Source organism: Pseudomonas sp. Snoq117.2 (genome assembly GCF_900110545.1).
Classification (GTDB): Bacteria; Pseudomonadota; Gammaproteobacteria; order Pseudomonadales; family Pseudomonadaceae; genus Chryseomonas; species Chryseomonas benzopyrenica.
Genome location: NZ_FOED01000015.1, coordinates 47497 through 71419 on the forward strand (window position 1 = coordinate 47497; position 23923 = coordinate 71419).

At 67.3% G+C, this 23923-nt stretch carries 17 protein-coding genes; 5 read left to right on the forward strand and 12 right to left on the reverse strand.

Annotation, left to right across the window (positions count from 1 at the left end; genetic code table 11):
* Nucleotides 1–62 precede the first annotated feature (62 nt).
* Nucleotides 63–1496, reverse strand: coding sequence for a multidrug transporter subunit MdtD (mdtD, locus tag BMZ43_RS22675; protein ID WP_093256905.1), 1434 nt, complete (start codon nt 1494–1496; stop codon nt 63–65).
* A gap of 72 nt (nt 1497–1568) precedes the next feature.
* Nucleotides 1569–2456, reverse strand: a complete 888-nt coding sequence (locus BMZ43_RS22680) for an acyltransferase (RefSeq protein WP_093256909.1) — start codon at nt 2454–2456, stop codon at nt 1569–1571.
* Nucleotides 2457–2562: 106 nt separating this feature from the next.
* On the opposite strand from BMZ43_RS22680, the gene BMZ43_RS22685 reads away from it, so the two are divergent.
* Nucleotides 2563–3792, forward strand: a complete 1230-nt coding sequence (locus BMZ43_RS22685) for a cyclic di-GMP phosphodiesterase (protein ID WP_093256914.1) — start codon at nt 2563–2565, stop codon at nt 3790–3792.
* A gap of 7 nt (nt 3793–3799) precedes the next feature.
* Here BMZ43_RS22685 and BMZ43_RS22690 read toward each other — a convergent pair whose 3' ends face one another.
* The 4 genes from BMZ43_RS22690 to BMZ43_RS22705 all read right to left on the reverse strand — a co-directional run bounded on the left by BMZ43_RS22690 (nt 3800) and on the right by BMZ43_RS22705 (nt 8022).
* On the reverse strand, nt 3800–4414 hold the full coding sequence (locus BMZ43_RS22690; protein ID WP_017639484.1) for a glutathione S-transferase family protein: 615 nt from the start codon (nt 4412–4414) through the stop codon (nt 3800–3802).
* A gap of 108 nt (nt 4415–4522) precedes the next feature.
* The gene (locus BMZ43_RS22695) at nt 4523–5899 is read right to left on the reverse strand and encodes a sensor histidine kinase (RefSeq protein WP_093256920.1); all 1377 of its coding nucleotides are present in this window, start codon (nt 5897–5899) and stop codon (nt 4523–4525) included.
* Complete coding sequence (locus BMZ43_RS22700) at nt 5896–6570, reverse strand: response regulator (RefSeq protein ID WP_093256972.1); 675 nt, start codon at nt 6568–6570, stop codon at nt 5896–5898. Before BMZ43_RS22700 ends, BMZ43_RS22695 begins: the two co-directional genes overlap by 4 nt.
* 126 nt (nt 6571–6696) lie before the next feature.
* On the reverse strand, nt 6697–8022 hold the full coding sequence (locus BMZ43_RS22705; RefSeq protein WP_093256925.1) for a PQQ-dependent sugar dehydrogenase: 1326 nt from the start codon (nt 8020–8022) through the stop codon (nt 6697–6699).
* 443 nt (nt 8023–8465) lie between these two features.
* Between BMZ43_RS22705 and BMZ43_RS22710 the strand changes: the two genes are divergently transcribed.
* On the forward strand, nt 8466–9509 hold the full coding sequence (locus BMZ43_RS22710) for a glycoside hydrolase family 5 protein (protein ID WP_093256930.1): 1044 nt from the start codon (nt 8466–8468) through the stop codon (nt 9507–9509).
* Between the two features lie 77 nt (nt 9510–9586).
* A complete protein-coding gene (gene gcvH / locus BMZ43_RS22715; RefSeq protein WP_064308158.1) occupies nt 9587–9970 on the forward strand; it encodes a glycine cleavage system protein GcvH in 384 nt (127 codons plus the stop codon).
* Between the two features lie 81 nt (nt 9971–10051).
* Here the strand turns inward: gcvH and BMZ43_RS22720 are convergent, their stop codons facing one another.
* The 4 genes from BMZ43_RS22720 to BMZ43_RS22735 all read right to left on the reverse strand — a co-directional run bounded on the left by BMZ43_RS22720 (nt 10052) and on the right by BMZ43_RS22735 (nt 18159).
* Entirely contained in the window at nt 10052–10366 is a 315-nt protein-coding gene (locus BMZ43_RS22720) for a DUF2388 domain-containing protein (protein WP_064308157.1), read from the reverse strand.
* Between the two features lie 88 nt (nt 10367–10454).
* On the reverse strand, nt 10455–14801 hold the full coding sequence (locus BMZ43_RS22725) for a PAS domain S-box protein (protein ID WP_093256935.1): 4347 nt from the start codon (nt 14799–14801) through the stop codon (nt 10455–10457).
* A gap of 39 nt (nt 14802–14840) precedes the next feature.
* On the reverse strand, nt 14841–16622 hold the full coding sequence (locus BMZ43_RS22730; protein WP_027598246.1) for a type IV pilus assembly ATPase TfpB: 1782 nt from the start codon (nt 16620–16622) through the stop codon (nt 14841–14843).
* A gap of 187 nt (nt 16623–16809) precedes the next feature.
* On the reverse strand, nt 16810–18159 hold the full coding sequence (locus tag BMZ43_RS22735) for a CYTH domain-containing protein (RefSeq protein ID WP_093256940.1): 1350 nt from the start codon (nt 18157–18159) through the stop codon (nt 16810–16812).
* Nucleotides 18160–18330: 171 nt separating this feature from the next.
* Between BMZ43_RS22735 and argE the strand changes: the two genes are divergently transcribed.
* Nucleotides 18331–19491, forward strand: a complete 1161-nt coding sequence (gene argE, locus BMZ43_RS22740; protein ID WP_093256946.1) for an acetylornithine deacetylase — start codon at nt 18331–18333, stop codon at nt 19489–19491.
* A 159-nt stretch (nt 19492–19650) separates the two neighbouring features.
* On the forward strand, nt 19651–20949 hold the full coding sequence (argA, locus tag BMZ43_RS22745) for an amino-acid N-acetyltransferase (protein ID WP_017639495.1): 1299 nt from the start codon (nt 19651–19653) through the stop codon (nt 20947–20949).
* Between the two features lie 801 nt (nt 20950–21750).
* Here argA and gshA read toward each other — a convergent pair.
* Both gshA and BMZ43_RS22755 read right to left on the reverse strand, forming a co-directional pair.
* Complete coding sequence (gshA, locus tag BMZ43_RS22750; protein WP_064308153.1) at nt 21751–23328, reverse strand: glutamate--cysteine ligase; 1578 nt, start codon at nt 23326–23328, stop codon at nt 21751–21753.
* Nucleotides 23329–23538: 210 nt separating this feature from the next.
* Nucleotides 23539–23922 (reverse strand): PaaI family thioesterase, encoded by a 384-nt coding sequence (locus BMZ43_RS22755; RefSeq protein ID WP_017639497.1) that lies wholly within the window; start codon nt 23920–23922, stop codon nt 23539–23541.
* Nucleotide 23923 lies beyond the last annotated feature (1 nt).

Sequence of the window (23923 nt, forward strand, 5' to 3'; positions counted from 1 at the left end):
AAAAACCCCGGCCAGGCCGGGGTTTTTCGTTTCTGCCGATTCGATCGGCCTGGCCGGCCGCGTCACTCCACGTTCTGCGCGCTCTTTTCCGGCTCGGCGGCCAGGGGCTTGATTCGGCGACCGGTTTCGCGGGAGGCCTGCAGGAAAATCGCCGCCGCCAGCATCGACAGGGCTCCGACGCTCAAGAACGTCGCGCGGAAGGCGGACAGCACCTCGGTGTCGCCATAGTCGTCCTGGAAGCCGCCCAGCAACGCCGCGGCGCAGGCGACGCCAAAGCTCATGGCCAGTTGCATGACCACCGACAGCAGACTGTTGCCGCTGGCGGCCTGCTGGTCGTGCAGGTCGATGAGGGTGATGGTGTTCATGGCGGTGAACTGCATGGAGTTCACCGCGCCGAGAATGCCCAGGTGGATCAGCAGCCAAACGAAGGGGGTGGTAGGGCCGATCAGGGCGAGACTGGCGATCAGGCAGCCCAGCAGCAGGGTATTGCCCACCAGCAGGCGCCGATAGCCGAGACGGCCGATCAGCGGACCGGCGATGGGCTTGGCCAGCATCGCCGACAAGGCCAGGGGCATCATCAGCAGACCGGCCTGGGTCGGCGAATAGCCGAGGCCGACCTGGAACAGCAGCGGGATAAGAAAGGGCAGGGCGCCGCTGCCGAGACGGGCGAAGAGATTGCCGAAGATGCCCACGGCGAAGCTGCGGATACGAAACAGCTCGGCGGAAAACAGCGGCTGGTCGTGATGCAGGGCGCGCAGCCAGTAGGCGACCATGCAGGCCATGCCCCCCATCAGCAGCAATACCACGCGCACATGGGGCAGGTGCAGTTCGCCGAGGCCTTCCAGGGCGATGCTGATGAGGATCATGGAGGCGCCGAACAGCAGAAAGCCCAGGCCATCGAAGCGCTGCGGCAGAGGGCTGCGCAGGTCCGGCAGCAGGCGGCGGGTGGCCAGACAGCCGAGGATGCCCACCGGCAGGTTGATCAGGAAGATCCAGTGCCAGGACACGGCCTCCACCAGCCAGCCACCCAGCGCCGGGCCCGCCAGGGGGCCGACCAGGCCGGGAATGGTGATGAAGCTGAGGATGCGCACCAGTTCGCTGCGGGGATAGACACGCAGGATCACCAGCCGCCCCACCGGCAGCATCAGCGAACCGCCGAGGCCCTGGATTACCCGGGCGGCGATCAGCAGGTTGAGGCTGGGCGCCAGGGCGCAGAGCAGCGAGCCAAAGGTGAAGAGGGCGATGGCGGTAAAGAAGACGCGGCGACTGCCGAAACGATCGGAAATCCAGCCCGAGGCAGGAATCAACAGCGCGACGGTGAGCAGGTAGGCGATCACCACCCCCTGCATGCGCAGGGGATTCTCGCCGAGGTCGGCGGCCATGCGCGGCAGGGCGGTGTTGACGATGGTCGCGTCCAACGACTGCATGAAGAAGGCGACGGCGATCAGCCAGGGAAGCCAGCGGGTCGTGGTGGTATCGAGCGTCGGGGTGGGCATTGAGGGGTCCTTGTCGAGACAGCCGACTACCCGCACTCTGACTGTCGGCAGGCGGCAGGGTGCCCCGCTGATTCAATGCGAGCGGGAATCCAGTAGCGCCTCGATCCGTTGGTCCTTTTCTGCCCAGAGCTGGCTGACCCATTGCTGGAAGTCGGCGCGAAATTCCGCGTCTTCGCTGTAGTCGCCCGCCCAGCGCGCCGGATCCAGAGGGCGCGCGCGGATATCGATGATAACGCGTTTGACCCGTCCGCAGAGCAGGTCCCAGAAGCCGGGCACGCGACCGTCCGGATAGACCAGGGTGACGTCCAGCAGGGTGTCCAGCTGCTCGCCCATGGCGGCGAGGACGAAGGCCATGCCACCGGCCTTGGGTTTGAGCAGGTGGCGATAGGGCGAATGCTGCTCGGCATGCTTGGCGGCGGTGAAGCGGGTGCCTTCCAGGTAGTTGACGATGGTCACCGGCTGGCGACGGAATTTCTCGCAGGCGCGGCGGGTGATGGCCAGGTCCGCGCCCTTGAGTTCCGGGCGGCGCGCCAGCTGGGCGCGGCTGTATCTCTTCATGAAGGGGTAGTCCAGCGCCCACCAGGCCAGACCCAGGAAGGGCACCCAGATGAGCTCCTTCTTCAGGAAGAACTTGAAGTAGGGCACCTTGCCGTTGAAGGTTTCGATCAGGGCGGGGATGTCGACCCAGGACTGGTGGTTGCAGATGACCAGGTAGGAGCTGTCCCGGCTGAGCACCTCGGTGCCACGGATGTCCCAGACGGTAGGGGTGAGCCGGGCGAAGATGACCTTGTTGATCTCGGCCCAGGTCTCGGCGATGGTCGTGACTACCCGGGAGCAGACATCGCGCAGCGCCACGCTGGGCAGCAGCTTGATCAAGGCGAATGCCAGCAGCGGACCGATCATGACCAGGGTGTTCAGCAGGAGCAGCAGGGAGACGGCGATACCGGTCAGGAGGTGCATGGATTCTCTCGTCTAGAACTTGGGGCGATAGTCTTTAGCGTGCCATGGCAGTTTGCGATCATCTGCTTCCAAATGGCTGCTGCCGATAAGCTGCGAAGTGAACGCCATGCTCAAAAAGGTTACCAGTGCCGAAGTCTGCCTCGGCATGTACATCCACAGGTTCGAAGGCAGCTGGATCGACCATCCGTTCTGGAAGGCGCGCTTTCTGCTCCAGGAACAGCGCGACCTGCAGAAGATCCAGGACAGCGCCGTGACCGCCGTGTGGATCGATATCGCCAAGGGTCTGGATTGCCAGCCCAAGCCACCGATGCCCGTAGCTCCGGTCACGCCTCCTGAACCCGCCGTCGCGCCAGCCCGGCCTACGCCCACCACCTTCGCGACCAGCGCCCCAGGCACTGCCATCAGTTGTCCCCAGGAAATGGCCCAGGCTTCCGCCGTGAGCGCCCATGCCAAGCAGGAGGTGGCGCGACTGTTCCAGGACGTGCGCCTGGGCCAGGCCATCGAGCTGAGCGAGGTGGCGACCGTGGTCGAGCAGATATCGGCGTCGGTGCTGCGGCATCCCACGGCGCTGATCAGTCTGACGCGGCTGCGCACGGCTGACGAGTATACCTACATCCATTCGGTGTCGGTCTGCGCCCTGATGACGGCGGTGGCGCGGCAGATGGAGCTGCCGGCGGAGCAGGTGCAGCTCGCCGGCCAGGCTGGCCTGCTGCACGACGTGGGCAAGATGCGTACCCCTCTGGAGGTACTGAACAAGCCAGGCAAGCTGACCGACGCGGAATTCGCCGTGATGCAGCGGCACCCCGAGGAGGGCGTCGCCCTGCTGCAGCAGTGGGGCGCGGCCGCGGAGGTGATCGACGTCTGTCTGCACCATCACGAGAAATTCGATGGCACTGGCTATCCCCGTGGCCTGACCGGGACGCAGATCAGTCTGCTGTCGCGCATCGCCGCGGTCTGCGACGTCTATGACGCCATTTCCTCGACCCGTCCCTACAAGACCGCCTGGAGTCCGGCGGAAGCGATTCGGCGCATGGCGGAATGGCAGGGGCATTTCGATCCCCAGGTGTTCCAGGCCTTCGTCAAGACGCTGGGCATCTATCCGATCGGCTCCCTGGTGCGGCTGAGCAACGAGCAGCTGGCGGTGGTGGTCGAGCAGCACCCGGACAGCCTGCTGACGCCGCGGGTGCGGGTGTTCTTTTCCGCTCGCTCGCGCACGCCCCTGCCGCAGCGGCTGCTGGATCTCGCCCGGCCCCCCGCCAACGAACGCATCCTGCGGCGCGAGGATCCGGAGGAGTGGGGCTTTCGCAATCTGCAGCGGCTCTGGCAGCAGGCCTAGCGCCGGCTCAGGGGCGGGTCGCCTGCAGCGACGGGCGTTCGTCGGTGCGGGCATACCAGGCGGCGATGCGCGGACAGTCGCTGCGCCAGGCAAAGGTGGGGATGCGGAAGTCCAGATAGCCGAGCAGGCAGGCCATGCCCAGGCTGGCCACGTCGAATTCGCCGTCCAACTCCTGGATGGCCTCGCGCTCGAAGTAGTCCAGGGCTCGGGCGATCTTTTCCTGCTGGTTGTCCAGCCAGAGTTTCCATTGCATGCCCGGCGGGCGCATGAAGCTCTCGTAGCGGATCTGCACCGCGGCTTCCATCATGGCGTCGCAGAGCGAGGCCAGGGTCAGGCGGCGCCAGCGCTCCGGGCCCTGACGCGGGATCAGCGGGGTGCGCTCGTGCAGGGTGTCCAGATAGTCGAGGATGACGCGACTGTCGTGCAGGCAGGTGCCATCGGCCAGGCGCAGGGCGGGAATCTTGCCGGCCGGATTGGTATCGAGAACGTCGCGGTTGGGGTTGAGCGGCGTCTGCTGGACGATTTCCACTTCGACCTGCTCGATCAGGTCCGTCTCGTGGAGCATCACCACGACTTTACGACCGAAGGGCGAGGCGGGAGTGTGGTACAGGATCATGGACATGGGCCGGGCTCTCCAGAGGGCAGGACTGCCTTCGCTGGTGGCGAAGCCCTGCACTGTAAGCCCTAGGCCGGCCCGGGTAAAAGATCGCCTTGGTCGTAGGCGGCTGGATCAGGCCAGGCCCGGCAGCTCGACGTACACGCCCAGCCCGCGTCCTTGCAGGCCTTCGCCCAGGTGCAGACTGCCGCCATGGATTTCGACGATGCGTTTGACGATGGGCAGGCCCAGGCCGCTGCCGACGTTCTGGCCGGCGCTCTCGCTGCGGTAGAAGCGGGTAAAGATCGCCGCCCGCTCTTCCGGACTGACCCCGGGGCCGCTGTCGCAGACGTTGATGCGTACCCGACCGGGTACGTCCTCGACGACCCGCACCAGTACCTGGCCGCCGCTGGGGGTGTAGCGGATGGCATTGCCCACCAGGTTGGTGAGCAGCACCCCCAGCCAGGTGGGAATGCCGGACAGCTTGACCTCCTGATCCTCCAGCACCAGGTCGATGTGCTTTTCGATGGCCAGCGGCGCGAGTTCCGAAAGGGTGTCCGCCGCCAGGCGACCGAGGTGGACGGGGACGAACTGCTCCTGCAGGGCGCCACTGTCCAGGCGGGCCAGGAGCAGGATCTGCTCCATCAACTGGCTGATGCGTTCGGCGCTGCGGCGCACCTGCACCAGGCCCCGGGCGTGGGCCTGGGGATCGCTGGATCTCAGGGCGACCTGGGTGTGGGTCAGCAGACTGGCAAGGGGCGTGCGGATCTCGTGGGCGGCGTCGCTGGTCAGCCGGCGCTCGGCTTCCAGGGCGCCGTCCAGGCGTTGCAGCAGGGCGTTGATCTCTTCGACCAGCACCGCCGCTTCCAAGGGGACCCGGTTCAGTGCCAGGGGCTCCAGGCGCTGGGCGGAACGCTGCTTGATCTGCGCGGCCAGCTGGCGCAGCGGTTCGAGACCGCGGGTGACGCCGAACCAGATGAGTGCGGCCAGCACCGGCAGGGCCAGCGCGAGGGGAAACAGTGAGCCGAGCAGCAGCAGGTTGGTGGCGCCGCGCCTATCGGCCAGGTTTTCGTAGATCCAGATGCGTCCATCGCCGCTGCTCAGGCGCAGCACGCGCCAGTGCTGCCCTTCGGCCAGCAGACTGCTGAAGCCGGGCGGCTGCTCGGCCAGGCCGGCGGGTGGCGCCGGGGTGCCGAGGCGCTGGTCGCCGGCTTGCAGCAGATAGCCCAGGGCGTTGCGGCGCTTGAACAGCGGCAAGTCGGCGATGGCCGTGCGGCTGCGCTCCAGAGTACGCGCCGCGGGCGGCAGGCTGTGATCGCTGCCGGCGCCGAGGGTGGCCAGGTGCAGCGCCGCGGAACCGAAGTCGAGCATGTCCTCGTCCGCCAGGCGATTCACCTGGCGCAGCACCAGCTGGTAGGTCACCAGGGCGGCGATCAGCCAGCAGGCGAAGATCCCGCACAGCAGCAGCGTCAGCAGTCGCCGCCGCAGCGAGATGGCCGGGCCGTCGCTCACGGCGCCGGCCGCTCGGGTTGGTCGATGCCGTAGCCGATGCCGCGCACGGTTCGGATCAGGCTGCTGCCGAGCTTGCGTCTGAGGTGATGGATATGGACCTCGATGGCATTGCTCTCGACGTCGCCATCCCAGCCGTAGAGCGCCTGCTCCAGGCGATTGCGCGAGAGCACCTTGCCCATGTTTTCCAGCAGCAGGCGCAGCAGGGCGTATTCGCGCGGCGCCAGTTCGACTGGCTGGCCGGCCAGGGTCACCCGGTGGGTGGCCGGGTCGACCCGCAGATCGTTGTGCTCCAGCTGGGGCAGCGCCCGACCCGCGCTGCGGCGGGTGAGGGCACGCACCCGGGCCAGCAGTTCGTCGAGGTCGAAGGGCTTGTTCAGGTAGTCGTCGGCGCCGGTATCCAGCCCGGTGACCCGGTCGGTGACCTTGTCGCGGGCGGTGAGGATCAGCACCGGGGTGGCGTCGCCGCGCTTGCGCAGGGCGGCCAGGACTTCGAGTCCCGAGCGGCGGGGCAGGCCGATGTCGAGCACCACCAGATCGAAGGGATCGGTTTCCAGCGCCGCCTGGGCGGCCTGGCCATCGGTCACCCAATCGACGGTATCGCCTTCCAGCGCCAGGCCGGCGCGGATGCCGTCGCCCAGCAACATGTCGTCTTCGGCCAGCAGTATTCTCATCGGTTTTTCCCAGGCGGTGGAGCGGTTGTACCGCTCCGGGCCGGCCTCGGCAAGAGCGGTGACCATCCCCCAGGATGGTCAGCTTCCAGCCTAGGCCCGGGCGCTTAAGGCCGGATTAACAAGGTCTCAGCGCTGGGCGCTGACCCGCCAGATGGTATTGCCGACATCGTCGGCCACCAGCAGGCCGCCGCGACCATCGTTGACCACCCCGACCGGGCGCCCCTGGGCCTCTTCCTTGGTATTGAGGAAACCGGTCAGCAGGTCCCGCGGCGGGCCGCTGGGCTTGCCGTCCTGGAAGGGCACGAAGATGACCTTGTAACCGCTCTTGGGATCGCGATTCCAGGAGCCGTGCTGGCCGACGAACATTCCCTGGCGAAAAGCGGCCGGCAACCCAGTGTCGGTGCTCGCGAAGGCTAGGCCCAGGGAGGCGGTGTGGGTGCCCAGGGCATAGTCGGGGGTCAGCGCCTTGGCCAACAGATCCGGCCGGGGTGGCTGCACCCGACTGTCCACGGTCTTGCCCCAGTAGCTGTAGGGCCAGCCATAGAAGCCGCCATCCTGTACCGAGGTGGCATAGTCCGGGACCAGGTCGCTGCCGATCTCGTCGCGTTCGTTGACCACCGTCCACAGCCTGCCGGTGGTGGGCTCCCAGTCCAGGCCATTGGGGTTGCGCAGGCCGGTGGCGAACAGGCGCTTCTGGCCGCTGGCGCGATCCAGCTCCCAGATGGCGGCGCGACCCTGTTCGATGTCCAGGCCGTTTTCGCCGACGTTGCTGTTGGAGCCCACGGTGAGATAGAGCTTCCGGCCATCGCGACTGGCGATGACGTTCTTGGTCCAGTGGTGATTGATGCCGGCCGGCAGGTCGGTGACCCGGGTGCCCTGGCCTTCCAGGCGGGTGGCACCGGGGCGGTAGGTGAAGCGCACCAGGGCATCGGCGTTGGCGACATAGAAGTCCTCGCCCACCAGGGCCATGCCGAAAGGCGAATGCAGGTGCTCGGCGAAGACCAGGCGGGTCTCGGCGACGCCGTCGCCGTCGGCATCGCGCAGCAGGGTGATGCGATCGGCGCTGGGCACCCCGGCGCCGGCCTTCTTCATGAACAGGCCGGCAATCCAGTTCTTGATGCCGGGAAAGTCCTCGCGCCTGGGCGCATTGCTTTCCGCCACCAGCACATCGCCGTTGGGCAATACATAGAGCCAGCGCGGATGGTCCAGGCCGCCGGCGAAGGCCTGCACCTGGGTGCCCGGCGCGGCAGTGGGCTTGCCGCCCTCGGGCCAGCCGACCGCCGGTGCCACGTTGACGGTGGGCAGCAGGGTCTTGTGGGGTTCCGGCAGGGTCGGTGCCGGGCCGTAACCGGCTTCGCGCTGCAGCCGTGCGGTCTCGCCACAGCCAAGCAGGGTCAAGGTGGCCAGGGTCACAGCCAGGGTACGCAGCGGCAGGGGCGCGCTCAGGGGCATGGCAGGGCTCTCGCGGTGGGCTTCGCAGGATAGAGCGCAGGCTCCGGCGAACGTTCCGGGCCAGGTCCTGGGGTCATCCGGCAGGTCCGCTCCAGTGGGTCTTGAAAATGACTCTTTCGGGAATGTTGGTCTTTTTGCGTGCCACGGCGTCTGACCCGTTCTTTTATGGATACAGAAAGTCTTGTCGATTCAAGGTGTTAGCTCGGCTGCGCTGGCAGTTGCGGAAAAACGGCGGCTATCTGACGCGAATCATGGCGTAACTGGCTGTTTTTGCAGGAAAAAATTCACTAAAGCTGGGGGCGGTGACGCCGATAGCAGCCCCAACAATGACGACGAAGTCGCACCCAGCGGCGCCGCAACAGGACGCGGCCGCCTGAGCTCGCCCACGCCGGAACCCGTTAGCTTGCGGGGGGCGGGGAGTCTTCTTTTCCACAGGTGCAGTCATGCAATCCCTTACCCGGCGCGTGCGCCAGTTTTCCCTGCGTCTGGCCGGTACCCTGGCCTTGAGCAGCGCCCTCTTCGGTTCGGCCCAGGCGGTCGAGCTGGTCGGGCTCAACTTTTCCGGTGCCGGCTTCGCCAGCCATGTCTTACCCGGCCTCAACAACCGCAACTACATCTTTCCCAGCGAGCAGCACTTCAAGGACTGGAGCGCCAAAGGCATCAAGCTGGTGCGCTTTCCGATCATCTGGGAGCGTATCCAGCCCAAGCTGAACTCCATGCTGGATCCGGACTATGGCGCCCTGGTCACCCAGACGCTGAACTACGCCCAGAAGTACGGCGTCAAGGTGATCCTCGACCTGCACAACTATGCGCGCTATCGCGGCGAGGTCATCGGCGCCGGCAAGGTCACCTATTTCAACTACTGGGACGTGACCTACCGCCTGGCCTTCCGCTTCGGCAAGCATCCGGCGCTCTATGGCTACGACATCATGAACGAGCCCCACGACGCCGTGGCCTTCTGGCCGACCGCCGCCCAGCATGGCATCAACGGCATCCGTACCGTGGACAACGTCCATCCGATCATCGTCGAGGGCAACGGCTGGTCCAGCGCCGCCCGTTGGCCACAGTGGAACGATCCGCTGCTGGAGCTCAAGGATCCGGCCAACAAGCTGATCTTTTCCGCCCACGTCTATTTCGACAACGACGGCGGCGGCCAGTACGCCAGCAAGGACATGAGCGGCTTCGATCCCCAGGTCGGGGTGAAGCGCGTCAAGCCCTTCGTCGACTGGCTGAAAAAGAACGGCAAGCAGGGCTATATCGGCGAATTCGGTGTGCCGGACGACGATCCGCGCTGGCTGGTGGCCATGGACAACATGCTGGCCTATCTCAAGCAGCACTGCATCCCGGCCAGCTATTGGGCTGCCGGTCCGGGCTGGGGCAACTACAACCTGGCGGTGGAACCCATCAACGGCGTGGATCGTCCCCAGTGGGCGACCCTGAAGAAGTACGTCGACAACACCAGCTGCGCCAGCATCGGGCCCAATTAAGCCCGGTCAGCGATGGCGGTCCCTGGGGTCGGCAGGCTACCCTTGAGTTTTAACCGTGCCAGCCCCGAGGACCCCTCATGAGCCAGATTCCCGCCGACCTGCGTTATGCCGCCAGCCACGAATGGGCGCGCCTGGAAGCCGACGGTAGCGTGACCGTCGGCATTTCCGACCATGCCCAGGAAGCCCTGGGCGATGTGGTCTTCATCGAACTGCCGGACGTCGGCAAGACCCTCGCGGCCGGTGACCAGGCCGGGGTGGTGGAGTCGGTCAAGGCGGCCTCGGACATCTATGCCCCGGTGGGCGGCGAGGTGATCGCCGTCAACGAGGCCTTGGCCGACGCCCCCGAGCAGGTCAATGGCGAGCCCTATGGCGCCTGGTTCTTCAAGCTCAAGCCGCAGGACGCGGCCGAGCTGGACAGGCTGCTCGACGCCGACGGCTATCGCGCGGCCAGCGAGAGCTGAGGCGACAGCCTCACGCCCAGGCAACCGGCAAAAAAGAACCCCGCGCGGCGTTGACCGGCGGGGTTCTTTTTTGCCTGGCCCTTATTGGGTCAGGATACGCATGGCGAGATCGTTGTCGCTGGCCTTGAGGCCCGGCTCGGCGGCGCGCATGTCACGCAGCGCGGCTTCCAGGTAGGGACCACGGATCTGGCCGTTGCTGGCCAGGTAGGAGCTGGCGTCGTCCTGGGTGGCGGCGACGATCTTGTGGTCGTCACGGCTGGTGGTATAGAACGAGCCGGAGGTCGCCCCCAGGGTCGCGGCATGCCGCCAGAACCGCGCATCCGCATTGGCGGCGGTGGTCGCGGCCAACAGCGGCAGGCCGATCAGGGAAACCAGAGCAAGCTTCTTCAGGCGCATGGATGAGATCTCCTTCTTGAGGTTTCCTATAGAGAGCTCAGACATCCTTTGAGTTCCGGAGGGCTGTGCAGGCGCCTTCCGACCGCGCCTAGCCCTGGATCATGCTGTGGATGCGTTCCGCCAGGGCATCGATGTCGAAGGGCTTGATCAGCATGTCCATATTCTCGCCGAGGAATTCGCCACGCACCTTGGCGTTCTTGGCATAGCCGGTGATGAACAGCACTTTGAGCTCGGGCCGCCGACCGCGGGCGATCTCGGCGAGTTGGCGGCCGTTCATGCCGGGCAGGCCGACGTCGCTGATGAGCAGGTCCAGCCGCTGGCCGCTCTCGATGATCGGCAGGGCGCCATCGGCGTCGCTCGCCTCCAGCGCGATGTAGCCCAGTTCGGCGAGCACCTCCAGCACGATCATGCGTACCGCGTACTCGTCTTCCACCACCAGCACGGTCTGGCCGGCCTCGGCACGGGGCGCGACCTTGAGCGTCGGTTGCTCGCTGGTGGCCGCTGCCAGCTCGGGATGACGCGGCAGATAGAGGCTGATGGTGGTGCCCTGACCCTGCTCGGTGTCGATGCGCGCGGTGCCGCCGGATTGCTTGACGAAGCCGTAGATCATCGACAGGCCGAGCCCCGTGCCCTGGCCGGCCGGCTTGGTGGTGAAGAAGGGCTCGAAGGCCTTGGCCTTGACCTCCGGCGGCATGCCGGTGCCGGTGTCGGCCACGCTCAGGCGCACGTAGTCGCCCGGGGTCAGGGATTCGCGCGCGGCGGCCTCGGCGTCGAGGCTGAGGTTGGCGGTGGCGATGCACAGCTCGCCGCCCGCCGGCATGGCGTCGCGGCCGTTGATGACCAGGTTGAGCAGGGCGTTTTCCAGCTGGTGGGTATCGCTGTGGGCGAGCCAGGCGACCGGCGCCAGATCCAGGCGCAGGGCGACGTTCTCGCCCACGGTACGCACCAGCAGGTCCTGCAGCGAGCCGACCAGCTGGTGCACGTCCACCGGCTGCGGATCCAGAGTCTGGCGGCGGGCGAAGGCCAGCAGCCGATGGGTGAGGGCGGCGGCGCGATCGGCCGAATTGACCGCGGCGTTGATGTAGCGATCCAGGTCCTGGGTGCGCCCGTTGGCGATGCGCAGGCGGATCAGGTCGAGGGCCCCGACGATGCCGGTGAGCATGTTGTTGAAGTCATGGGCGATACCGCCGGTGAGCTGACCGATGGCTTCCATCTTCTGTGACTGGCGCAAGGCTTCTTCGGTGCGCTCGCGTTCGTAGATCTCGGCGATCAGCCGCGCATGGCTGCGTCCCAACTCCTGGGTGCGTTCGGCGATGCGCTGCTCCAGCTGGTCGGTGGTCTGGCGCGCCTCGGTGACGTCCACGCCACAGCCCACCAGGCCATGGAATTCACCGTCGAGCTCCAGTCGCGGCGTACCTTCCAGCCGTAGCCAGCGCCATTCGCCCTGGGCATTGCGTACCCGCACCTCGGCGCGCAGGGCGCTGTGGGTGGCGATGGCCTGCTTGAAGGCGCCCTCGAAGGCCGGGCATTCGCTGTCCGGGAGCAGGGCGCTCCAGCCCTGGTCATGCAGATCGGCGTCGTGCAGATCGAATTCGCGAGCGAAGCGCTGGTTGACGAATTGCAACTGGCCATCGGCATCGCAGGCCCAGATCAACACCGGGGCGCTGTCGGCCATGAGGCGGAAGCGGCCCTCGCTCTCGCGCTGGGCGTCCTGGGAGCGCTGCCGGCAGATGGCCGCCCAGAGGCGGTCGGTGACATCGCGCAGGAATTGCACCTCGCCTTCCGTCCACAACCGAGCGCGCTGGTCATGGGCGACGAACAGCGCCCGCAGGCGACCGTCCTCATAGAGCGGGATGTCCACCAGCGCCGCGATCTCCAATTCGAGCAGGGGCTGGGCATTGGCCTGGGCCCGCGGATCCTGGCTGACATCGTCGATGACCAGGGGTGGTGCGCCCTCCTGGTTGCCCAGGCTGTCGGGAGCGAGCAGGGGATAGGCCAGGGCCTGATCGCAATGGCCGTTGGGCGTCCACATCTGCTGCGGGACGAAGATGCCCCGATTCTCGTCCAGACGGGCATAGCCGACCCGGCGCAGGCCCAGTCGCGTACCCACCAGCTCCAGGGCGGCAGCGACGCCGGTGCTTTCCGGATCCCCTTCACGCAAGCGGTCGCCCAGTTCGATGAGGGCGTGCTGACGCGCCTCGGCGGCGCGGCGCTCCTCGATCTGCCGGCGCAACTGGCGGTTGGTCTCGCTGATGTGATCGGCGTCGTGGCGTTCACGGGTGATGTCGCGAGCGATGCCCACCAGCCGCCGCTGACCGCCGGGCTCCAGACGTTCGCGGCCGCGGATGCTCAGCCACACCGGTTCGCCCTGGCGCGGACTGCGGACGCGAAAGGTCAGCCGCAGGTCATAGGCATTGCTGCCGCCCTGGATGGCCGCGCTGACATAGGCGCGCACCCGGGGCGCATCGGCGGGATGCAGGGCGCGCAGCAGCGCCGCGCCACGCAGGGTGCAGCGGCGCTCCGTGGCGCCGACCAGATGGGCGAGGCGCGAATCCCAGCTGATCAGATCGCGGTCGATGTCATAGTCCCAGACGCCCAGGTCGGCCACGTCCATGGCCAGGGCGATGCGCTGCTCGGCCAGGCGCAGGGCCTCGGCCGCCGCGGTGCGTTCGATGACGATGCGGATGCGCTCGGCCACCTCGCGCACCAGGGCCACATCGCCGATGGTCCAGTGACGGGGCGTGTCGGCATAGAGGAACAACAGGCCAACCAGTTGCTCTTCGGCGAGCAAGGGCACCACCAGGCCGGCGCGCACGCCATGCTCGACCAACTGGGCGCGCATCTCGCCCAGGCGACTGTCCTGGGCGCTGTCTTCCACGCTGACGATGATGCCACGGCGCAATTCCTCCACCGCCGAGGTGTGCCAGTGACCCAGGCTGGGCAGGTTGAGGCGATGGGTACGGCCCTGTTCGAGCCAGTCGCTGTCGATGGTCAGGCTGCCGTTGCGACCGACCCGGGCGTAGCCGATGCGCTGCACGGCCAGCAGGTGGCCAAGGCTGTCGCCCAGTACCGAGGCGACCTCGCCGGTGTGGGTCACGCCATGCAGCAGATCGCCCAGTTCGAGCAGGAAGCGCTGGCGATCATGGCTGCGGATGCGTTCGCTGAGATCGACGAAGGTGCAGATGGCGCCCTGGACCTCGCCGTCGCGCCACAGCGGCTGGGCGCGCCATTCCACCGGCAGCAGACTGCCGTCCTCGCGCAACAGCGCATCGGCGGACAGGTGCAGGGTGGCGCCTTCGCTGGCAGCACGTTGCAGGGCTCGGGCGCCATCCTCGCTGCGGGCGGAGCTGAGTCGCGTATCCAGGCGTTCGCCGAGGAGGTCTCGTTCCTCGGACAGCCCGAGCATCTGCCGGAAGGCGCGATTGCACAGGGTGGCGCGGCCGTCGCGATCCAGGGCGCAGAAGCCTTCGTGGGTCGATTCGAGCAGCAGGTGGGCGAAGGCCTCGCTCTCCCGCAGCGCCGTTTCCGCCCGCTTGCGGCTGTCGATGTCCTGGGCCACGCCGACCCAGTGCTCGATCTCGCCGCTGGCATTGGTGAAGGGCATGGTGCGGGTTTCGAACCAGCGGTAGCGACCCTCGGCATCGCGCAGCTGCAACTCCAGGCTGCCGGCGACTCTTTGCTCGCGCACCTCGCGCCAGCGGCGCAGCAATTGCGGGCGCTGCTCGGGATGGATGGCGCCGGCCCAGAGATCGGGATCGGCGACCACGTTGGCCGGACTCAGGCCGCTGTATTCGTACCAGTAGCGATTGGCGTATTCGAAGCTGCCATCGGGCCGCGCGAACCAGATGATCTGTGGATTGACGTCCATCAGGGCGCGGTAATGGGTTTCGTCGAGGGTGCTGTGCCGGGTGGGCGACGCCGCCTGCAGGCGAGTCTCGAACAGGCGCAGCACCTGGCGCGCCAGGCGTTCGAGTCCGCTCAGGCGCGCGGCGCTCAATTCGCGCGGTTGCCAGTCCAGCACGCAGAGGGTGCCGAGAAAGACACCGTCCGCCGTGCGCAGCGGAGCGCCGGCATAGAATCTCAGCCCGGCCGGATCGGTGACCAGGGGATTGTCGGTGAAGCGCGGGTCCTGGCTCAGGTCTTCGATCTGCCGCGCCTCCTGGGCCGCGTGCAGGTGTTGGCAGAAGGACAGGGCCAGGGGGATCTCCGCCACGCCCAGGCCGCGCTCGGCGATGAACAACTGCTGCTCTTCACCGAGCAGGTTGACCGCGGCGATGGGCGTCTCGCACAGGGTGGCCGCCAGTTCCACCAGGTCGTCGAGGGCCGGCTCCGGCTGGTCGTCGAGCACGCCGTAGGCGGTCAGGACCTCCTGGCGGCGACGGCGCTGTTCGGCGTCCTCGGCGCCTACGGCAGGATTCACGACGGTTGTCTGCACGGCTGGCTATCCTTGTTCCGCTCGCGGGATGCTGGGGCGCTAACGCTCGCTCTGGGGCGTGACGCGCAGGACTTCTTCCACGGTGGTGAAGCCGGCGGCGATCTTTTGCGCACCGGACAGCCGCAGGCTGCGCATGCCTTCCTTGAACGCCTGCCGCCGCAGCGCGGTGATGTCGGTATCCGCCGTCACCAGTTCGCGCAGACTATCGGAGAGGGTGAGGATTTCGTATACCCCGGCACGACCGCGGTAACCGGTGTCGCGACACTCCGGACAACCCACCGGCTGCATGGCCCCGGTGGGCAGCGGCGCGTTCCAGGGCTTGGTCAGTTCCTGCCAGGCGGCCGGATCCAGCTCGGTGGGCGTCTTGCAGGCCGGGCAAAGGGTGCGCACCAGGCGCTGGGCCATGACGCCCAGCACCGTGGCGCGGATCAGGTAATAGGGCACGCCCAGTTCGATCAGCCGGCTCACCGAGCTGGGGGCGTCGTTGGTGTGCAGGGTGGAGAGCACCAGGTGGCCGGTCAGGGCCGCCTGGATGGCCATCTCGGCGGTTTCCAGGTCGCGGATCTCGCCGATCATGATGATGTCCGGGTCCTGCCGCATCAGTGCCCTGACGCCACTGGCGAAGGTCACCTCGATATTGGGCTGCACCTGCATCTGGTTGAAGGCGTCCTCCACCATCTCGATGGGGTCTTCGATGGTGCAGACGTTCACTTCGGGCGTGGCCAGCTGCTTGAGGGTGGTGTACAGCGTGGTGGTCTTGCCCGAACCCGTGGGGCCGGTGACCAGGATGATGCCGTTGGGTTGCCCGGTCATGCCGGCCCAGCGGCGCAGGTCATCGGCGGAGAAGCCGAGCTGGTCGAAGCTCTTGAGCAGCACGTCCGGGTCGAAGATCCGCATCACCAGCTTTTCGCCAAAGGCGGTGGGCATGGTCGAGAGGCGCAGTTCGACTTCCTTTTCGCCGGCCATGCGCGTCTTGATCCGGCCATCCTGGGGCTTGCGCTTCTCGGCGACGTTCATGCGGCCGAGGTTCTTGATCCGGCTGACCACCGCCAGGGTGACCTGGGCGGGGAACTGGTAGACGGTGTGCAGCACCCCGTCGATGCGAAAGCGCACCGCGCCCTGCTCGCGGCGCGGCTCGACGTGGATATCGCTGGCGCGCTGCTGGAAGGCGTACTGGAACAGCCAGTCGACGATGTTGACGATGTGGGCATCGTTGGCATCCGGCTCGCCATCGGCGGCACCGAGATTGACCAACTGCTCGAAGTTGCCGACGCCGCTGGTCTTCTGCTCCACCGCCGAGGCGCCGGTGACCGAGCGCGCCAGGCGAAAGAATTCCTGGGTATAGCGGGTGATGTCCGCGGGGCTGGCCACCACCCGCTTGATCGGTCGCTGCAGCACATGGGTGAGGTTGCTCTCCCAGCTGTGCACGAAGGGCTGGGCGCTGGCCACCGTCACCTCGTCCGGGCTCACCGCCACGGCAAGGATCTTGTTGCGCTGGGCGAAGGCGTAGGACATCAGCGGGGTAACCGAGGCTACGTCCACCTTGAGCGGATCGATGCGGTAGAAGGGTTGGCCCGAGTACTCGGCGAGCCAGCGGGTCAGGCTGTCCAGATCCAGCTTGCGCCCCGGTCGGCTGAGGTCGTCCACGCTCTGCGCCGCCAGGAACTCCAGCGGATGCTGCTGCGGATTGGCCGAGCCACGGCGCAAGAGCAGGCACTGCTCAGCGGTCTGCTGGTCGATCCGCTGCTGGCTGACCAGCTCGCGCAGGATGTCGCCCAGGTCGAGCCAACGATCAGCGGAAGGGGAAGCTATGGCGGACATCTGGACTCCTTGAAAAGGTGGTCACACTCGGGTGGCGCCCGGTGCCTGACCGGGAACGACCCGCCTGCCGTACCGCCAGGTTGGTCGCCTCCTCCAGCATAGCGACTTTGTTTTAAGGAATCGCTCGCGGCCTTGTGCCATCAGGATGGACGGCTGGGCGCGCCAGGCGTTCCTGCCGTCCGGTGGCTCAGGCCAGGGCTTTCCAGGGCGTCAGGCCATGGACCAGGCGCGCCTGTTCGGCCACCCCGGCGAGATCGCCATGGGCGCTCAGCGGCGCCAGCTTGCCCAGTTCGCCATACAGGCGGTCGGCTTCGGGCAGGTCCAGGGCGCCCCGCGCCAGGTGCAGCCAGACCTGCATCCGCTCCAGACGGGGCAACTGCTGCTGGATCAACTCGGGTTCGGTGATGGCGCGCAGCAGCGGCAGTTCGGCCGCCTCCTGGGCCAGCAGGCGCGGCAGCCATTGGCCTAGGGGCGTCACGCCCTGGCGCTCGCCGCGGCCGGTACGCCCCTGGATCCAGGCGCGCTCATGCAGCCAGCGCGCCGCACGCAGGGAGAACAGACCCCAGCGCGGCTGTTCCAGCTCGGCGGCGAAGCGCTGCGGCGCCTGGCGGCGGGCCTCTTCGTCGTCCTGGCCGATGGCCGCCAGCGGGCGCCAGTCGGCGAGCAGGTCATCGAGGGCCTGGCGCAGCTCGCGGCTGGTGGCACGCGGCGCGGCTTGGCCGAGACTGCCGAGCAGGGCGCGCAGATCGATCAGCTGGTGCACCCAGTCCACCAGCAGGCGCCAGTGGCCATTCCAGCGATACTGTTCGGCCAGGCGCTGACTGCCGGCCAGCAGGTGCCAGCCCAGGCGCGCGACGGCTTCGTCCAACGGCGTCTCGGCGTCCAGTTCCGGCGCGGACAGATAGAGGGTGTAGCTGGCCGCATCGTGCAGGCGATAGCCGCGCTCGGCCTTGCTGATGTCGCAGGGCATCAACGGGAATTCGGCCGCCAGTTGCTCGGCCAGTTCCAGCAACGCCGCCGGTTCGCCCTGGCGCAATTCCAGCTCGACCTCGGCGATGGCCTCGCGCTGCTCGCCCACGCGCACCTCGCCCTGGTCCAGGGCCACCTCGATCACGGTACGGGTCTTGCCCCGGCCCCAGGCGATTTCCGCGGCGTCGCGGACGAAATCGGTATCGAACACCGGCTGCAGGCGGCGCAGGTCGAGGTCGGCCAGCTCCGCCGGCCAGCAGCTGTCGTCGAACAGCGCAGTATCCAGGGTGGCATCGGCCAGCGGCCACTCCCACTCGTTGCGCTCGGACAGCCCGGCCAGGCTCTGGCCACGGCTCTTGAGCGTCTGGATGAAGCGCTCGCCATCACGCCGCACGCGCAGGGCGACCTTGGCATGGGCCAGGTCGCGGGTATCGGTGTCGTAATAGCAGTTGGAGAGTTCGTGGCGCTGCCAGCCTTCCTTGCAGCGCTTTTTCAGCAGCGGATGAGCGCGCAGGGCGTCAAGGGTGGCCGCACTGGCGCGCAGCTTGATTTCGGTTTCTTTGGCCATTGGAAGATCCTGGCGCCGGAAGAGAACGGTCCGGCTCCGTGCCGAGCGCGTCATGACGACGGACGGCGAGAACGTGGCCGCTAGTTTAGCCGGTCCGCGTCGCCAAGGCCCATGAAGGTTTCATCGCACGGCGGATGGCGCCATGATGGAGCCGTGACCAGGAGACCCCGCATGACCCTGCCCGCGCTGAAAGCTCTGTTCTCAACCCTCATCGCCGAAAGCTCGGTGAGCTGCACCCAGCCCGCCCTGGACCAGTCCAACGCCGGCGTCATCGCTCGCCTGAGCGACTGGTTCGGCGCCCTGGGCTTCGCCTGCGCGACCCAGGAGGTGGCGCCGGGCAAGTTCAACCTGATCGCCACCCTGGGCAGCGGGCCGGGTGGTCTGGTGCTGGCCGGCCATACCGATACCGTGCCCTATGACGAGGCGCTCTGGCAGGCCGATCCCCTGCGTCTGCGCGAAGCCGACGATCGCTGGTACGGCCTGGGCAGTTGCGACATGAAGGGCTTCTTCGCGCTGATCCTCGAAGCGGTGCGCGAACTGGATCCGCGCCAGTTGCGCCAGCCGCTGATCGTGCTCGCCACCTGCGACGAGGAATCCTCCATGGACGGCGCCCGGGTGTTGGCCGAGGCCGGCCGCCCGCTGGGCCGCGCCGCTGTGATCGGCGAGCCGACCGGGCTGCGGCCGATCCGCCTGCACAAGGGCATCCTCATGGAGCGCATCGACATCCTCGGGCAGAGCGGCCATTCCTCCGATCCGAGTCTGGGCCACAGCGCCCTGGAGGCCATGCAGGCGGTGATGGGCGAGCTGCTCGACCTGCGCGCCCAGTGGCAGCGCGAATACCGCAATCCGCTGTTCCTGGTGCCCCAGCCGACCCTCAACCTGGGCTGCATCCATGGCGGCGACAACCCCAATCGCATCTGCGGCCAGTGCGCCCTGGAATTCGACCTGCGCCCGCTGCCGGGCATGCAGCCCGAAGTCCTGCGCCAGGCCATCCGCGGACGCCTGCTGCCCGTCGCCGAGCGCTTCGGGGTACGCATCGACTACCAGCCACTGTTTCCCGCCGTGCCGCCCTTCGAGCAGCCGGCCGACGCCGAGCTGGTGCGCCTGGCCGAGCGCCTCACCGGCCACGCCGCCGACGCCGTGGCCTTCGCCACCGAGGCGCCCTATCTGCAGGCGATCGCCCAGGAGGTGCTGGTCCTCGGCCCCGGCGACATCGGCTGCGCGCACCAGCCCGAGGAGCACCTGGCGCTGGCGCGGATCGCACCTACCGTCAAGCTGCTGCAGCAACTGATCGGCCACTACTGCCTGGAGCAGGCGGCGGTCGCCCGATGAACAGATCCGCGCGCTTGGCGTGACTTTTTGTAAACTCCAGGCGGTCTACTGACCCTGCCCATCCGCTCCCTGTCGAGGAACCTCCGTGCTGCGACGACGCTGAACGCCCTGCCTGCCCTCGTTCACCCTCACGCCTATTCACCAAGGGTCTTCGTCTCGATGCACGACTACGTCAACTGGCTCCGCCACGCCTCGCCCTATATCAACGCCCACCGCGACGCCACCTTCGTCGTCATGCTGCCCGGTGACGGCGTCGCCCACCCCAACTTCGGCAACATCGTCCACGACCTGGTGCTGCTGCACAGCCTGGGCGTGCGCCTGGTGCTGGTGCACGGCTCCCGTCCGCAGATCGAATCGCGCCTGGCCGCCCGCGGTATCGAGCCGCGCTTCTACAACGACCTGCGCATCACCGACGGCCCGACCCTGGAAGCGGTGATCGATGCCGTCGGCAGCCTGCGCAGCGCCATCGAGGCGCGGCTGTCCATGGACATGGCCGCCTCGCCCATGCAGGGCTCGCGGCTGAGGGTCGCCAGTGGCAACCTGGTCACCGCGCGCCCGGTGGGGGTGCAGGACGGCGTCGACTTCCACCATACCGGCGAAGTCCGCCGCATCGACCGCCGCGGCATCGGCCGCCTGCTCGACGAGCGCACCATCGTGCTGCTCTCGCCGCTGGGCTATTCCCCCACCGGCGAGACCTTCAACCTGGCCTGCGAAGACGTCGCCATGCGCGCCGCCATCGACCTGGGCGCCGACAAGCTGGTGCTCTACGGCGCCGAGCCAGGCCTGCTGGACGAGCACGGCGCCCTGATCCGCGAGATCGGCCCGCAGCAGATCCCCACCCATCTGGCGCGCCTGGGCAGTTCCTACCAGGCCGAATTGCTCGATGCCGCCGCCCAGGCCACCCGTGGCGGTGTTCGCCGCTGCCACATCGTCGGCTACGCCGAGGACGGCGCCCTGCTCACCGAACTCTTCACCCGCGCCGGCAGCGGCACCCTGGTGGCCCAGGAACCCTTCGAGACCCTGCGCGAAGCGACCATCGCCGACGTCGGCGGCCTGATGGAACTGATCCGCCCGCTGGAAGAGCAGGGCATCCTGGTGCGCCGCTCCCGCGAGGTGCTGGAGCGCGAGATCGAGCAATTCAGCATCGTCGAACGCGAAGGCCTGATCATCGCCTGCGCGGCGCTCTATCCCATCGCCGACTCGGCGGCGGGCGAGCTGGCTTGCCTCGCGGTCAATCCCGACTACCGCCACGGCGGCCGCGGCGACGCCCTGCTGGCACGCATCGAACAACGCGCCCGTGAGCGCGGCCTCGGCACCCTGTTCGTGCTCACCACCAAGACCGCCCATTGGTTCCGCGAACGCGGCTTCGAACCCAGCAGCGTGGAGCGGCTCCCTGCGGCGCGGGCCTCGCTGTACAACTTCCAGCGCAATTCGAAGATCTTCGAGAAGGGCTTGTAAGAGCGCGCGCTCGTAGGTTGGGCTGAGACGGCTCTATCGTCGAAGCCCAACGTTCTGGCTGGCTTCTGGCTGATTACCGAGCTTTCAGATGGTTTTTGTTTCGCCCCCTCGGGCGAGTCACTTTTGCCAGTCGCGGCAAAAGTAACCAAAAACGCTTGCCCCGACCATCCGGCGTTCCGCTTCGCTCCAGGTCCGCTCACCCCAGCGCCGTTCCGGGGTCGGCCTACACGGGCCGTCCATGGCCCGTTAGGCCTCTCGCCGCATCCATGCGGCTCGACCCACTCCACGACACTGGCGTTCGCCCTCCTGAACGGGGCGGTTCGCTAGCCTGAAAGTGTTGGTTGAAGAGCCATAACCGTCCGTAGTGTGGACAACGGCGAAGCCTTGTCCACTGATAGCGTCGGTACCCACCAATGGAAAACGCTGCGCGGTTTTCCACGCTACAAAGGTGTAAGCACCAAGCCTCAGGCTAGCGCCCCGCCCCGTCAGTGAGGCCGAGTGTAGGTGTTGCGGAGGGGGATGCGAGGCAGGACGCCGAGCAAGGCGCGAGGGGCAGGATGCCCCTTCGTGCCGTGCCCTTGGAGCGGCACCGGAGCGAGGGGACCCGCAACGCAGCGGAGGGCCGAAACGTGGGGCAAGCGTTTTTGCTTACTTTTTTCGCGTTTGAAAAAAGTGAGTCGCCCGGGTGGGCGAAACAAGATCCACCAGCAGAACACGATAATCAGCTAGGGCACCAACAAACTCTTTGGCACCGCAACGTTGGGCTTCGACGATGGAGCCGTCTCAACCCAACCTACCTGCCTACACCCCGATCGTCGCCAGAATACTCGCCTGATAGGCCGCCACGAAGGTATCGAAATCCCCCTGGGGCGCCGCCTCGATCTCCGCCTGCTCGTCCAGCGACTGGCGCGCCATCTGGGCATAGCACGCCTGCTCGCCTTCGCTCAGCGGATGGCTGGCGAAATAGGCCGCATGAGCCTCGCTCTGGCGCAGGCCGAAGTCGGCAAAGCTCTCGCCGCGTTCGCGCAGCTCCTGCAGCATCCGCGCCGAGGGGGTGAGGCGGACGTCGGCGACCTTCTGCCGCTGTGCCGCCACCGCCCGGCGGTGAGCGTCACCGCCCAGGCTGGCGTCCAGGGTCTCGGCGCAGCGCTCGATCTGGTCGAGCATCTCCGCCGCCCAGTCGATCATGGTCACCGAGGCGCCATGGCGCTGCAGGCGCAGACCCGGCTTGCGGCCTTCGCGCACCACGCTGGCGAAGTTGTCGGTGCATTCGCTGCACTCGCCGTTGAGCGGCGGGCTGCCTTCCAGGGCGCAATAGAGCAGGAAGGCGTCGAGGAAGAGGGCGGTGGTGGTATCGATGCCCAGCGGCAGGAAGGGATCGATGTCCAGGCAGCGCACCTCGATGTACTGCACGCCACGCGCCATCAGCGCCTGCACCGGCCGCTCGCCGCTGCGGGTGACGCGCTTCGGGCGGATGGTGGCGTAGTACTCGTTCTCGATCTGCAGGATGTTGGTGTTGAGCTGCACCCACTCGCCGTTCTGGTGCGTGCCGATTTCCGCATAGGGCGGGTAGGGCGTGCCCACCGCGCGTCTCAGGCTCTCGGTGTAGGTGGTCAGGTCGTTGTAGTCCGGCGTCAGGCTGGCCTGGGCGTTGCTCTGGTAGCCCAGGTCGCTCATGCGCAGGCTGGTGGCATGGGGCAGGTACAGAGTCCGCTCGTCGAGGGTCTGCAGCTGGTGCGGCCGGCCGCGCAGGAACCCCACGTCCAGTGCCGGCGAGGCGCCGAACAGGTACATCAGCAGCCAGCTATAACGGCGGAAGTTGCGGATCAGGGCGATGTAGCGAGCCGACTGGTAGTCGCGGGCGTCGCGGGCGTCACCCTCCTGCTGGCGCAGCAGTTCCCAGGCCGCTTCCGGCAGCGAGAAGTTGTAGTGGATGCCGGCGATGCATTGCATGGTGCGGCTGTAGCGCAGGGCCAGACCACGCCGATAGACGTGCTTGAGCCGGCCGATGTTGGAGCTGCCGTAGTCGGCGATGGGGATCTCGTCTTCGGCCGGCAACGCGCAGGGCATGGAACCGCTCCAGAGGCGCTCGCCATCGAGTTCGGCGACCGCGGCGCGATGCACCCGATCCAGGGCGGCCAGCACCTCGGGGGTGCGGGTACCGGTGGGGGTGATGAATTCCAGCAGGGCCTCGGAGTAGTCCGTGGTGATCTGCGGATGGGTCAGGGCCGAGCCCAGCGCCTGCGGATGGGGGTGCCGGGACAACTGGCCACGGGCGTCCACCCGCAGGGTCTCGCGCTCGATGCCGTGCAGGCATTCGGCCAGAAGGGTGGGATCAGCGCCGAGCAGGGCCAGGCGGCGGGACAGGATATCGCTCAAGTTGACTTCCTTTGGCGGTACTCGCCCCGGGCAGGGTAGAAGAAACCGACTGAAATGAGGGTTGCCGGCCAGGGCCGACGCGGGGGCAGCAGTCACTGCTGCGGTCCGGGTTCAAGCCTCAGACCGCAACCCGCTCAGTTGTCTCCCAGCGTAGCTCAGGCAGCGGCAAAGGGCGATATGCGCCGCTTCGCTGCCGCCCGGGCTGGCCGGTCACAGACAGGCGAAGGTCGCCTGGGCCAGGGCGATCAGCTTGTCGCCTTGATGCACCTGGGCTTCCAGCACATGGGTCTTGCGACCCGGGTGGATCACCCGGGCGCGACAGACCAGTTCGCCTTCGCTGACGCCACGCACGTAGTTGACCTTGCACTCCAGGGTCACGCTGCCGGGCTGGCCGTCGAACAGGCTGTGGCTGGCCTGGCCCAGGGCGGTGTCGATCAGCGAGAAGATGGCCCCGCCGTGCAGCTTGCCATGCAGGTTGATGAGCCTGTCCTGCACGCTCATGCGCACCTCGGACTCGCCGGCCTCGGCTTTGTGGATGGTCATGCCCAGCAGGGTGCTGAAGGCGCTGTCCTTGCCTACGGGAGAACCGCTCATG

Bases quoted from the DNA above. Each gene is read 5' to 3' on its own strand.
- BMZ43_RS22685 (WP_093256914.1), top strand. From the start codon at position 2,563: ATGCTCAAAAAGGTTACCAGTGCCGAAGTCTGCCTCGGCATGTACATC.
- BMZ43_RS22755 (WP_017639497.1), bottom strand. From the start codon at position 23,922: ATGAGCGGTTCTCCCGTAGGCAAGGACAGCGCCTTCAGCACCCTGCTG.
- BMZ43_RS22720 (WP_064308157.1), bottom strand. From the start codon at position 10,366: ATGCGCCTGAAGAAGCTTGCTCTGGTTTCCCTGATCGGCCTGCCGCTG.
- BMZ43_RS22690 (WP_017639484.1), bottom strand. From the start codon at position 4,414: ATGTCCATGATCCTGTACCACACTCCCGCCTCGCCCTTCGGTCGTAAA.
- BMZ43_RS22710 (WP_093256930.1), top strand. From the start codon at position 8,466: ATGCAATCCCTTACCCGGCGCGTGCGCCAGTTTTCCCTGCGTCTGGCC.
- BMZ43_RS22700 (WP_093256972.1), bottom strand. From the start codon at position 6,570: ATGAGAATACTGCTGGCCGAAGACGACATGTTGCTGGGCGACGGCATC.
- argA (WP_017639495.1), top strand. From the start codon at position 19,651: ATGCACGACTACGTCAACTGGCTCCGCCACGCCTCGCCCTATATCAAC.
- gcvH (WP_064308158.1), top strand. From the start codon at position 9,587: ATGAGCCAGATTCCCGCCGACCTGCGTTATGCCGCCAGCCACGAATGG.
- BMZ43_RS22705 (WP_093256925.1), bottom strand. From the start codon at position 8,022: ATGCCCCTGAGCGCGCCCCTGCCGCTGCGTACCCTGGCTGTGACCCTG.
- BMZ43_RS22735 (WP_093256940.1), bottom strand. From the start codon at position 18,159: ATGGCCAAAGAAACCGAAATCAAGCTGCGCGCCAGTGCGGCCACCCTT.
- BMZ43_RS22680 (WP_093256909.1), bottom strand. From the start codon at position 2,456: ATGCACCTCCTGACCGGTATCGCCGTCTCCCTGCTGCTCCTGCTGAAC.
- argE (WP_093256946.1), top strand. From the start codon at position 18,331: ATGACCCTGCCCGCGCTGAAAGCTCTGTTCTCAACCCTCATCGCCGAA.
- BMZ43_RS22730 (WP_027598246.1), bottom strand. From the start codon at position 16,622: ATGTCCGCCATAGCTTCCCCTTCCGCTGATCGTTGGCTCGACCTGGGC.
- mdtD (WP_093256905.1), bottom strand. From the start codon at position 1,496: ATGCCCACCCCGACGCTCGATACCACCACGACCCGCTGGCTTCCCTGG.